The sequence below is a fragment of the Sphingobacterium alkalisoli genome (assembly GCF_005049105.1).
Classification (GTDB): domain Bacteria; phylum Bacteroidota; class Bacteroidia; order Sphingobacteriales; family Sphingobacteriaceae; genus Sphingobacterium; species Sphingobacterium alkalisoli.
Map to the genome: position 1 here is coordinate 88,949 of NZ_SUKA01000006.1, position 11,637 is coordinate 100,585.

Here is an 11,637-nt window from a genome sequence, read left to right on the forward strand (position 1 = left end):
ACATGATGCCTAAACCATTTTTACGAAACCTGCAAATAGGATTTGGAATTTCTTTAATTATTCTCCTTGCGAGCTCTGTCGCATCATATATTAGCATAAAACAGCAGGTCAATAATGGGAAAAAAGTTGATCATACGCGACGTGTCATTGCAGCGGCTAATGATGTGCTTATTGATTTACAAAATGCAGAGACCGGCCAACGAGGGTATCATCTTACCGGTAAGGAAAGCTTTTTAGAACCGTATCAACACAGCTTAAAATTTGTGCCGGGTTCATTAAAAGTGGTTCGAGATTTAACGTTGGATAATCCATTTCAAGCTTCTCGCGCGGATAGCCTTTCTTCGCTGGTTAAAGCTAGAATTGATATCTTAACAGAACTAATTAATCTCAAACGGAGTGGACAGGATGTCACCATAGCGCAGTTGGAAGAAGGGAAGCTGTATATGGATAGTTGCCGCAATATTATTTCTAGTTTTATCAAAGAAGAGGAGATACTTTTAAGCAATAGATCAGCGTCGCTCAACAAGTCGTCAGGTTATACATCGATTTTCATTGTTCTGGCCGCACTGGTTTCGTTGATTATCACTTTTATAGCTTACAGTCGCATTCGAAAAGACTTCAATAAAAGAGAGGAATTACAGCGTTATTTGAAGAAAAAAGACGAGGAAATAAGTCGACGATTAAACATTATCCAAACAATAGCTAATAAAATAGCCCGCGGGGACTATACGGTTAGAGTGGATGATGCTGAAGAAGATGATTTGGGAAGTTTAGCAGGTTCGCTTAATAAAATGACGAAGGCATTGAGATCTTCCTTCGACGAGCTAAATAGTAATGAGTGGCGACAAACAGGTTTAGCTAGATTGAATGAAGCGCTAGTTGGAAATAAAAGCGAGGAAACGTTGGCCAGCGATTCTCTTAATCACTTGATCAATTATAGCTCGTGTGTTAATGGTGCATTTTATCTTTTTGATAACGGGATCCTGAATTTGCAAAGCGCGTATGGTTTAGAAGAGCGAATGACACCTGCCTATGCTCCGGGGCAAGGTATGGTAGGGCAAGTTTTTAACGATGGAGTAGAGAAAATATTCGAAAATTTAGATGACAAAGATTATGTCTTAAGTTTTTCCAATGGAAAATTAAGAGTAAACCATATTTTGTTATTGCCTGTTCTTTTGCACCAGCGTTGTATAGGCGTTATAGAATTGGGATCTACTACTAACTTTGGAGACAGGGAAATAAATTTCTATAAGGAAGCGTGTCGGAATATTGCGCTTGCCATATCTGCTGCAAAAGGTAGAAAACAAGTTCAAACATTACTTGAAGAAACGCAGGCTCAGGCAGAGGAGCTACAGACACAGCACGGTGAACTTGAAAACCTTAATACCGAGCTCGAGGCGCAAACCCAAAAACTTCAAGCGTCTGAAGAAGAATTGAGGGTACAACAAGAGGAACTTTTGCAATCTAATCAAGAATTAGAAGAACGTTCTAAATTATTGGAGGAAAAGAACCACCTTATTGCCGAACGAAATTTAGACATACAACAAAAAGCGGAGCAGTTGGCATTAAGTACCAAATACAAGTCGGAATTTTTGGCAAATATGTCTCACGAATTACGAACGCCGTTAAACTCGATTTTGTTGCTATCAAGACTAATGAGTGAAAATGCTGACGAGAACTTAAACGATGACCAAATAGAATCGGCTAAGGTTATTCAAAGTTCGGGTACAAGTTTATTAAATCTCATCGATGAAATTTTGGATCTTTCCAAAATTGAGGCTGGAAAAATGGAACTCGATTATCAGCAAGTAAGCCTTCCTGTAATTAAGGAAGAGCTTTATAACTTATTTATTCCTATTGTAAAAGACAAGGATTTAGATCTGCAAATTGCTATTCAGCCTGGTTTGCACGATACCATCGAAACCGATAAAATGCGATTAGATCAAGTTCTTCGAAATCTTCTGTCCAACGCTATAAAATTCACTGCGAAAGGGAGTATCAAGTTGGTGATATCTGAAGACGATATAAACAAGAATAATATCATTTTCGCGGTTACGGATACCGGGATAGGTATCGCCGAGGAAAAACAAAAGATAGTATTCGAAGCATTTCAGCAGGCAGACGGATCGACAAGGAGAAAGTTCGGAGGCACGGGACTGGGGTTGTCTATAAGCCGGGAAATAGCTCGGTTGTTAGGAGGGGAAATAAAATTACAAAGTAAAGAAAATGAAGGTAGTACATTCCGTCTTATAATCCCCAAAACAAAAACCATAGCGGCTGTAAAATCCCAAACTGAGGAATTAGTGGCAGAAATATCTTCTGAGGTGGAAGAAACTAATACAATTGTTGCGGAGCAGGCAAGCCCATATACGTTGCATACTATTCCTGAAGAAATAGAGGATGATAGGCATGCCATTGAAAAAGGTGATAAAGTAATATTAATTGTAGAAGACGATACCAATTTTGCAAAAGCACTATTAAAATTTACTAGGCAGCAGAACTATAAAGGAATTGTCATTGTAAGGGGAGATATAGCGGCTGAATTTGCCTTAAAATATCAACCCATAGCTATTTTATTAGACATCCAGCTACCGATCAAAGATGGTTGGCAGGTTATGGATGAAATAAAAAGTAATACGGCTACCAGACATATTCCGGTACATATTATGTCATCTTTAAAGGTAAAAAAAGAAAGCTTGTTGAAGGGAGCAATAGATTTCATTAATAAACCCGTCGCGCTGGAACAGATAGGCAATATGTTCAAAAAGATCGAAGATGCTTTGACCCGATATCCCAAGAAGGTTCTTATCGTTGAGGAAAATCCCAAACACGCCACAGCGCTTTCTTATTTCCTCAGCAATTTTAATATTGTGTCAGAAATTAAAAGTAATGTAGAAGATAGTGTGATTGCATTAGCATCTGATGCGGTTAACTGCGTTATACTTGATATGGGCGTGCCTGATAAAATAGGTTATGAAACCCTCGAAGCAATTAAGGCAAATGAAGGGCTGGAAAATTTACCCATCATCATTTTTACAGGGAAAAATCTCTCTCAGGCGGAGGAACGGAAGATTAAGCAATATGCCGATTCGATTGTTATAAAGACAGCACATTCCTATCAGCGTATTTTAGATGAAGTAGGCCTGTTTTTACATCTAGTAGAAGAAAAGGATACGCAAACACAAAGGAAAAGATTCAATAATTTAGGGTCTTTAAATGACGTCTTAAATGGTAGAAAAGTGTTAATAGCAGATGACGATGTCAGAAATATATTTTCACTGACCAAAGCATTGGAAAAATATCAAATGAAAGTGGTTACGGCGATAGATGGTAAAGAAGCACTTCAACAGTTACAGGAAAATCCTGATATTTCTATCGTGCTTATGGACATGATGATGCCAGAGATGGACGGGTATGAGACCATCAAATTAATTAGACAGATACCGCAGTATACTAAATTGCCTATAATGGCGGTTACGGCTAAAGCAATGACTGGCGATCGCGAAAAATGTATTACTGCAGGGGCTTCCGATTATATTTCTAAGCCAGTAGATACTGATCAATTACTTTCTTTATTGAGAGTTTGGTTATACGAGAGTTAATATACATCTATGAAGGTTATGGACAAAGACAAGTTGATACTAATCATTGATGACGATAGCAGAAATATTTTTGCATTGGGATTGGCGCTGAAAGCTAGAGGGTATAAATCTATATCCTGTTTTGGAGCTGCTGAGGGAATAGCGTTACTCCAGAAAAATAAAGACATTCGTGTCGTGCTTATGGATATGATGATGCCTGATATGGACGGATATGAAGCAATAAAGATTATCAATGCGTCAGAAGAATTAAAAAAAACTCCAATAATTGCAGTGACGGCGCAGGCTATGCATGGAGATAGAGAAAAATGTATTGAGGCAGGGGCGTGGGAATATATCTCTAAGCCTATTGATATTGATAAATTGATTGCGGTAATTGAAAAAGTGTGTTGATGTTGGATCCGAATATTATCAAAGATGACGAACTGGAAATCCTTTTAACGGATGTTTCTTCTTTATATGGTTACGACTTTACCCAGTACAGTAGAGCATCCTTAAAAAGAAGATTGAATAGAATTTGCGTAATTGATAAATTTACAAGTTTTGCGGAATTGAGATACAATCTTATCCATCATCCAGAATATTTACAACGTTTTATCGAAGAAATAACGGTGAATGTTACCGAGATGTTTCGGGATCCTCATTTTTATAAAGCTTTACGTGAAAAAGTTTTTCCGCAATTGGGAACTTATCCCTTTATCAGAATTTGGCTTGCCGGATGTGCCACAGGAGAAGAAGCCTATTCCATAGCAATACTTTTGAAAGAGGCTAACCTATACAACAGATCATTGATATATGCCACTGATATCAATCCTGGTGTATTAGAAAAAGCAAGAATGGGAATATTTTCTATTAGCCAGATGAAGCAATACTCAGAAAATTATATTTTATCAGGGGGGACAGCTGATTTTTCACAATATTATACGGCCAACTATGATATGGTGAAGTTTCATGCTGACCTCAAAGAAAAGATGATATTTTCTACACACAATTTGGTCTCAGATAGTTCTTTTAATGAATTTCAATTAGTAATATGTAGAAATGTGTTAATTTATTTTGAAAAGGAATTGCAAAATAAAGTATTTAGATTATTTGATGACAGTCTTGATAATTTAGGCTTCCTGGCTCTTGGAGCTAAAGAGACGATAAGATTCTCCAACTTAGAAACAAGCTACAAGCAGATAAAAGGGGAGAAAATTTGGAAGAAAATCAAATAAAGAACGAATCAGCGGTATGGTACAAGACACGAAGATATTTTTAATCGGGGGCTCGGCGGGAAGCTTAACTGTACTTTTAGAAGTGCTGCCACAACTACGTAACGACATCTTATTCCCCATTGTTATTATCCTTCACCGTAAGTCGCACCCCGATTCCATTCTTAATATGCTGCTATCCAACTATACTAATTTGGAAGTCTGTGAGGCCGAAGACAAAATGATGTTAAAAAGCAAGTGTATTTATTTAGTGCCTCCAGACTATCATCTTCTTTTTGAAGATACTCAGATGGTATCACTTGATTCGTCAGAGAAAATAAATTATTCAAGGCCATCTATAGATGTGACTTTGCAATCAGCGGCAGAAGTATTTAAAGAAAATGCTGTAGCTTTATTATTGTCTGGAGCAAATGCAGATGGGGTAGACGGATTGCAGCATATCAAACGAAACAATGGAAAAGCACTTGCGCAAGAACCGGAAACTGCTGCAGTCAACTATATGCCCAGACAGGCAATTCTGCAGGTTGACATAGATCGTATACTCAGACCTGATCAAATGGCTGAATTTATAAATAATTTGTAACCAGTATATTAACTATATTAATTTTAGTAATTAAGATATTCCAACTAAATTAGCAGTTTATGAATGATAAGACAATATTAATTTTTGATGATGACGTTAACATCTTAGAAGTGTGTTCCATTGTTTTGGAAGCATGCGGATATAATGTAGCAGTTTCCGAAACGTCTCATGATATTATTGAGAAGGTAATAGAGATTAAGCCTGATGTCATTTTAATGGACAACTGGATACCTGACATAGGAGGCGTGAAGGCTACACAATTGTTAAAGCAACACCCTGATTTCGGACATCTTCCTGTAATTTATGTGTCTGCGAACAACGATATTCATTTACTTGCCGAAACAGCGGGAGCAGATGCCTATCTAGCCAAACCTTTTGATCTTTCCGATTTAGAAAACGTCGTAGCGCAGATGCTGCTTAAACGCTGAAGAAAATCGTTTCGATTTAATAACGTGTAACCTAGCGTTGAGCAGATGGTCGAGAACTTAGTTGTCGACCATCGCACAACTTTTAAGTTATTGTAAATACGCGATTTTTCCTTACAATATGCTAATCAGTTTTTGGGCAATATAATCTACGGTTGCTGTTACGATCGCTTCTTGAGATCCACTAAACAGCACTCTTGATGCGAATAGTTGTTTGTCGTTTCTCACCGCGTGAATAAATATTGTGCCTACTGGTTTCTCTGGGTTTTCACTTCCGCCCGGACAGGTCAAGCCTGTAACGCCAATGAAAATATCCGCATCAATTAGTTTTGAAAGCCCCAACGTTAACGAACGCGTTACTTCTGGCGATTCTGGTGTAAATTGTTTTATCTCTTGTGCAGGTACACCCAATAAGGTCTCTTTAAGTCGCGCGTCATAACAAACGACTCCTCCTATTAAGAATTTTCCAGCATCGGTTACCATGGAAAATTCTGACGCAAGACGTCCCGCTGTAGCGCTTTCCGCAAAGGCAATGGTCAGACGTTTTTCAATTAACAGTTGCCCGCATTGGTTTATTAGGTCTTTTCTCATCTTTTTGTTAAGCAATATGTAAAAATAACACGGTCACTTTGATTCCGCGTACCCCCCCCTAACGATTCTTTACTTAAAATGATAAAGGAAAATAACATCACCAACGTATACGGGTTTGGTGTTATCTCTGATAACTAACGTGGCCTCAATAACAGCTTTTACCACACCCCTCAGATTTAAAATTGATTTTACTTTGGCATGCAATTGCACTTCACTATTTACCAATACAGGTTGGCCAAATTTTAGATTTTCTATACCGTAGTTGATTTCCATTTTCACATTGCGTACGTCCGCGATTTGTTTCCAGAGGTAGGGGATTAGAGAAAGTGTTAGATAACCGTGGGCAATAGTTGATTTGAACGGCCCTAAAGACTCAGCTTTTTCTGGATCTACATGTATCCACTGGTGGTCTAGCGTCGCCTCTGCAAAGCGATTGATCTGCTCTTGATCTATTTTGTGCCAATCTGAAAATCCTAATTGTTTTCCTTCGTAGGATTTATACTCTTCAAAATTGTTGATTACTATCATTTCCAGTGATGTTTTTTATTTAAAATTGTTTTTCTAATAATAGTACGTCACATGTCTATATATGTAACGACGCTGTTTCTAAAAGTATTAAAAAGTATTTATAGAAATAAGATCGATTTACTTTTTTTTAACTATTGTCTATTAAATTACGTATTTTCATTGCCAATATATACTAAAGCGGCTACTATTGAGAATAAAAATTTTATTTATATTTCTTAATAAGAACTGTATTGAAACTATCCATAACATCTATCTATGAAAAAACTGAAACTATTTCTTTTACTATCCATCTGTGTTTTCCAACAAGTGAGCTATGCCCAGTCTGCTAATTTTCCAGAGCTAGGAGTGTGTGCAAGGCTAGACCAAAGTCCACTTGTGAAAAAATCAGGGTATACTTTTATTCAACCTACTGTGGCGGAGGTGCTTCAGCCCATGATAGCAGATTCTTCTTTTACTAGTGTTAAAATTGATAATTCCGATGTTGCCGTTTCCGTTGTTAATGTCTTTATCCCAGGTACAATAAAAACTACCGGACCGGATGTGGACGAAGCACTAATCATGAATTATGCTACTACAGTTTTTAAAAGGGCGCAACGTTCAAATATTCCTCTTATTGTTTTTGGCAGTGGGGCTTCCCGCCATATCCCCGACGGATTTGATAGAGACGTTGCACTTAAACAGTTTGTGAAAGTTTGTAAGATGCTGTCCACCCTAGCCGCACAATATGATGTTGTTTTGGCTTTGGAAAGCCAAAATAAGACTGAATGCAATTTCCTAAATACCTTGAGAGAATGCATAGGTGTGGCGGAGGCTGTAAATCATCCAAATTTTAAAATAACTGTTGATATTTATCATATGATGCGAGAAAATGAACCAGCATCCATTATATTAGATGGTGCAAAATATATTTATCATTGCGATATCGGCGAAAAGGAAAACCGTACAGCTCCCGGTATAATGGGTGATGATTTTACGCCGTTTTTTAGAGCTTTTCAACAAATTGGATATACTGGGAAAATAGCCTTGGAATGCAGATTTGTAGATTTAGAAAAAGAGCTACCCTTAGCGATGCACACTATTCGTAAACAATGGCAAACGGCATTGGATAAACTATAAATTGACTAAAACGTAAAATAGTATATACCCCAAACCACACTTTTTCGGATTTAAGGCGTATTATATCAATTGGGGAAGAATATGTTTAAACCACGTGTTATTTTATAAAAGGAATGAAACTTATCTTCGATAAATTGAATTAGGGAGAGGGGACATTCTGCCTCTTTTGAAAATGAAGTATTTTTTCATAGGATCTGTTTTGTGTGTCGGCTTGAATTTGGATGTATTCCAATAGCTTTTCGGAGAGCGATGGGGCACTGTCAATTGCCCCCTTATACAGTTCTTGCGCTTTAAGTTCTACACCGGCACATTTAGCTAACAATTCTTCGCGTTCAATTGGAACTAGCGTCGATTTTACATCCTGCCATAGACGCTGAAACATACCTGCGGCAGTAGTTCCGGTTGTCGGTTCCTTACCGTTAACCACAACGAATGGATGGAGTTCTTTTGCAAATTGTTGTGCTTGTTCCATGAGTTCTTCAAATAGAGATTTAATGTCCATATTGCTGATACCCGTTATATTTTTTATTGCATGGGCATACCATTCCGCTCTATCGTTATTCAAAGCGATAAGCTTGTTTGATAAATCAACAGTTTTTTTTGTTTGTTCCATTAGTTATTTCGTTTCGTATTGCTGATCGAATTATCACTATTAGCGACATCATCTGGCTTATTTATTTTCTCTTCTTTTAGTTCTTCACGGATCTGTTCCTTAACAATTGCCACACGGTCAATATCATCTTGTTGTAGTTCTGGACTGATAAGATCCGAATTTCGACCATCGTCTGAAGATTTGAGGTCATTGTCATCTGATTCATCCTCTTTCGGATTAAAATACTGCCCTTTTCGACCCATATTAATCGTTATTAGCAAGAGGGTAGACTTCTCGTTTAGCGGTGTCGCGTTTCGTGTTTTCATCCAATGCGATATTAGGATTGGTAAAGCCGGTCCCATCTGATTCAGAATCGACCTCAAAATTGTTTCTCATATATTAACAACAAAGCGAAATAAATGTTGGCGACGTGCGTTTTTTGTTCTATTTCAACGTATTTATATTATTCTTCTCGGTGTAAATACCTGTTCTATCTTACTGGATAAACTGTAGGTATAACTTTCTTGTTTGTAAAGTTATATGCTTTAAATTTCTGATTTGCTAATGGGGTAAATTGTTTGATAATCAGGGTTATTGCGACTATTTAACAAACAAAAGATAAATATAACTTGATTGCCTATATCTATACTGACATTGACATATACTAAAAATAAATTGAGCTCGAGAGCTCTTAAAATAAAATCTAGCTATGAATAAGGATAATATTAAAAAAAATGACCCATCCTCGGTTGACTTGCCCACAACTCAACCTCTCACGTCTAATCAAGGAACGACAATTGCTGATGACTTTAATACGTTAAAATCTGGTACACGAGGTCCGAGTCTCTTGGAGGATTTTCTTTTTCGGGAGAAAATTTTTCATTTTGATCACGAACGAATACCCGAACGTGTTGTGCATGCGAGAGGAGCGGGTGCCCACGGTATATTTAGACTTACGGATCCTATTCCCCAATTTTCCAAAGCGGATTTTTTAAGTCAAGCAGGAGCTGAAACAGACGTTTTTGTACGCTTCTCTACTGTAGTCGGATCCCGTGGCTCTACGGATCTAGCCAGAGATGTTAGAGGTTTTGCGATTAAGTTTTATACATCGGAAGGTATTTTCGACTTGGTGGGAAACAATATTCCAGTTTTTTTTATCCAGGATGCGATAAATTTTCCGGATTTAGTACACGCAGTAAAACCGGAGGAGCGCAATGAAATTCCACAGGCCGCTTCTGCACACAATACCTTCTGGGATTTTGCATCACTTATGCCAGAGACCGCACATATGGTAATGTGGCTTATGTCCGATCGTGCAATTCCGAGAAGTTATCGTATGATGCAAGGGTTTGGTGTAAATACGTATAAGCTATATAATGCCCAAGGTGAATCTTTTTTTGTTAAATTTCACCTTAAGCCAAAGCTTGGCGTGCATTCGGTCGTATGGGATGAAGCCCAAAAAATCAGTGGTCGAAATCCCGATTTTCACCGCCAAGATTTATGGGAAGCTATCGAAAACGGAGATTTTCCCGAATGGGAACTTGGTGTACAGATCCTTACGGATGAACAGGAACAAGCGTTGGATTTTGATATTCTCGATGCCACTAAAGTAATTCCCGAAGAGCTTATACCTATACAGTACATTGGTACACTTCAACTTAACCGGAATCCGGATAACTATTTTGCGGAGACGGAACAAGTCGCATTCCACCCAGGGCACGTCGTGCCGGGTATAGATTTTTCTGACGATCCCTTATTGCAGGGGCGGTTATTTTCGTATCTGGATACGCAATTAAGTCGGCTTGGCTCATCAAATTTTCATGAACTGCCAATTAATAAGCCCAAGAATCCTACGCATAATTTTAGAAGAGATGGGGCGATGCGTCACGATATTCCTACCGAAGCGGCGAATTATAACCCGCACTCTGCACCTGGGGGGTGTCCATACTTGTCCAACCTTATGAGTGGGGGAAAGGGCTTCGATAGTGTTCCCGCAGAAATGGAAGGACGTAAAGTTCGTAAACGCAGCGAAACATTCGGAGATCATTTCAGCCAGACAGCAACGTTTTACAACAGTCAAACCGAGATCGGGAAGAAGCACATCCAAGACGCCTTTAGTTTTGAACTTGGGAAGGTTACCCGGGAGGAGATTAGATCACGCTATTTAGGGATTCTTTCGGTTGTAAATAAAGATTTGGCTCGTATCGTAGCTGATAGACTAGGACTAGTTGTTCCAGATGGGTTGTCCAAAGAAACGGTTCAGACGGCATCACAGATTTTTGAGAACTATCCAGCTTTAGACAAGATTAAACTAGGCTTCACCTATCCGTCATTGTCGATGGAATACCACTGTGATTTTGATACGATCAAAACACGTAAGATAGCGGCCATTCTAAGTGAAGGGTTTGATATCCAAGAACTCAAACAGATGCAAAGCCGTATTAAAGCGGAAGGGGCTGTGCTCGATATTATTTCGGATAGATATGGTGAAATTATATCCGCGACGGGCGAAGTTGTAAAAGTGGATTATACTTTGGTGACAATGGATTCGGTATTATACGATGCGTTGTATGTTGTAGGGGGAGATGCAAGTCAGGAAAAGCTGGCAACTATAAAAAAGGCGGTATGCTATGTAGATGATGCGCTGAAACATAATAAAGCGATCGCTATTGGAGGAAACAGTAACGTAATGGTACTAGCAAGTGATCTGCGATTAGTCGAATCTGATAAAGCCGTTGTCAAGATACGTACAGCTAGCGATATCGAAATGTTTATACAACTTGTAGCTCTCCATAGGAATTGGCAAAGGGAACTGCAAAATGATCTTTTGTAAACGTATCCCACGACTGCAATAAGGAATTGGTAAGTGATAAGAAACGTTATGGCAACTCTGGCGCGAGCGCTAGAGTTGCTTTGTTTTGAAATATCTCTGTAATACTTCACTTTGGCAGTATTTGGGGAGGCTGAATATTCTGGCTAGGATTTACAT

Annotated in this window: 11 protein-coding genes; 7 read left to right on the forward strand and 4 right to left on the reverse strand. The window is 38.4% G+C overall.

The window, feature by feature from the left end:
* Nucleotides 1–2: 2 nt before the first annotated feature.
* From FAZ19_RS17790 to FAZ19_RS17810, 5 genes are read left to right on the forward strand one after another with little or no spacing between them, the layout of a single operon-like run.
* Nucleotides 3–3,602 (forward strand): response regulator, encoded by a 3,600-nt coding sequence (locus FAZ19_RS17790; protein WP_308424012.1) that lies wholly within the window; start codon nt 3–5, stop codon nt 3,600–3,602.
* Nucleotides 3,603–3,620: 18 nt separating this feature from the next.
* Nucleotides 3,621–3,992: a response regulator gene (locus tag FAZ19_RS17795; RefSeq protein WP_136822320.1), complete on the forward strand. Its 372-nt coding sequence runs from the start codon at nt 3,621–3,623 to the stop codon at nt 3,990–3,992.
* The gene (locus FAZ19_RS17800; protein WP_136822108.1) at nt 3,992–4,816 is read left to right on the forward strand and encodes a CheR family methyltransferase; all 825 of its coding nucleotides are present in this window, start codon (nt 3,992–3,994) and stop codon (nt 4,814–4,816) included. Before FAZ19_RS17795 ends, FAZ19_RS17800 begins: the two co-directional genes overlap by 1 nt.
* A 16-nt stretch (nt 4,817–4,832) precedes the next feature.
* Nucleotides 4,833–5,396 (forward strand): chemotaxis protein CheB, encoded by a 564-nt coding sequence (locus FAZ19_RS17805; RefSeq protein ID WP_136822109.1) that lies wholly within the window; start codon nt 4,833–4,835, stop codon nt 5,394–5,396.
* A gap of 59 nt (nt 5,397–5,455) precedes the next feature.
* A complete protein-coding gene (locus FAZ19_RS17810; RefSeq protein ID WP_136822110.1) occupies nt 5,456–5,824 on the forward strand; it encodes a response regulator in 369 nt (122 codons plus the stop codon).
* A 111-nt stretch (nt 5,825–5,935) separates the two neighbouring features.
* Here FAZ19_RS17810 and FAZ19_RS17815 read toward each other — a convergent pair whose 3' ends face one another.
* Together FAZ19_RS17815 and FAZ19_RS17820 are read right to left on the reverse strand one after the other, a co-directional pair.
* Nucleotides 5,936–6,412 (reverse strand): CinA family protein, encoded by a 477-nt coding sequence (locus FAZ19_RS17815; protein WP_136822111.1) that lies wholly within the window; start codon nt 6,410–6,412, stop codon nt 5,936–5,938.
* A 69-nt stretch (nt 6,413–6,481) separates the two neighbouring features.
* Entirely contained in the window at nt 6,482–6,940 is a 459-nt protein-coding gene (locus FAZ19_RS17820) for a MaoC family dehydratase (protein WP_136822112.1), read from the reverse strand.
* A 255-nt stretch (nt 6,941–7,195) separates the two neighbouring features.
* Between FAZ19_RS17820 and FAZ19_RS17825 the strand changes: the two genes are divergently transcribed.
* Nucleotides 7,196–8,056: a sugar phosphate isomerase/epimerase family protein gene (locus FAZ19_RS17825; protein ID WP_136822113.1), complete on the forward strand. Its 861-nt coding sequence runs from the start codon at nt 7,196–7,198 to the stop codon at nt 8,054–8,056.
* A gap of 139 nt (nt 8,057–8,195) precedes the next feature.
* Here the strand turns inward: FAZ19_RS17825 and FAZ19_RS17830 are convergent, their stop codons facing one another.
* Nucleotides 8,196–8,669, reverse strand: coding sequence for a DUF2383 domain-containing protein (locus FAZ19_RS17830; protein ID WP_136822114.1), 474 nt, complete (start codon nt 8,667–8,669; stop codon nt 8,196–8,198).
* Nucleotides 8,669–8,974 (reverse strand): hypothetical protein, encoded by a 306-nt coding sequence (locus tag FAZ19_RS17835; RefSeq protein WP_136822115.1) that lies wholly within the window; start codon nt 8,972–8,974, stop codon nt 8,669–8,671. The genes FAZ19_RS17830 and FAZ19_RS17835 overlap by 1 nt, the downstream gene beginning before the upstream one ends.
* A 383-nt stretch (nt 8,975–9,357) precedes the next feature.
* Here FAZ19_RS17835 and FAZ19_RS17840 point away from each other — a divergent pair, with 383 nt between their 5' ends.
* Nucleotides 9,358–11,481, forward strand: coding sequence for a catalase (locus tag FAZ19_RS17840; RefSeq protein WP_136822116.1), 2,124 nt, complete (start codon nt 9,358–9,360; stop codon nt 11,479–11,481).
* Nucleotides 11,482–11,637 lie beyond the last annotated feature (156 nt).

Excerpts from the sequence above, each read along its gene's own strand:
- FAZ19_RS17830 (WP_136822114.1), bottom strand. The coding sequence starts at position 8,669 with ATGGAACAAACAAAAAAAACTGTTGATTTATCAAACAAGCTTATCGCT.
- FAZ19_RS17795 (WP_136822320.1), top strand. The coding sequence starts at position 3,621 with ATGGACAAAGACAAGTTGATACTAATCATTGATGACGATAGCAGAAAT.
- FAZ19_RS17790 (WP_308424012.1), top strand. The coding sequence starts at position 3 with ATGATGCCTAAACCATTTTTACGAAACCTGCAAATAGGATTTGGAATT.
- FAZ19_RS17810 (WP_136822110.1), top strand. The coding sequence starts at position 5,456 with ATGAATGATAAGACAATATTAATTTTTGATGATGACGTTAACATCTTA.
- FAZ19_RS17805 (WP_136822109.1), top strand. The coding sequence starts at position 4,833 with ATGGTACAAGACACGAAGATATTTTTAATCGGGGGCTCGGCGGGAAGC.
- FAZ19_RS17835 (WP_136822115.1), bottom strand. The coding sequence starts at position 8,974 with ATGAAAACACGAAACGCGACACCGCTAAACGAGAAGTCTACCCTCTTG.
- FAZ19_RS17820 (WP_136822112.1), bottom strand. The coding sequence starts at position 6,940 with ATGATAGTAATCAACAATTTTGAAGAGTATAAATCCTACGAAGGAAAA.
- FAZ19_RS17825 (WP_136822113.1), top strand. The coding sequence starts at position 7,196 with ATGAAAAAACTGAAACTATTTCTTTTACTATCCATCTGTGTTTTCCAA.
- FAZ19_RS17800 (WP_136822108.1), top strand. The coding sequence starts at position 3,992 with ATGTTGGATCCGAATATTATCAAAGATGACGAACTGGAAATCCTTTTA.
- FAZ19_RS17840 (WP_136822116.1), top strand. The coding sequence starts at position 9,358 with ATGAATAAGGATAATATTAAAAAAAATGACCCATCCTCGGTTGACTTG.
- FAZ19_RS17815 (WP_136822111.1), bottom strand. The coding sequence starts at position 6,412 with ATGAGAAAAGACCTAATAAACCAATGCGGGCAACTGTTAATTGAAAAA.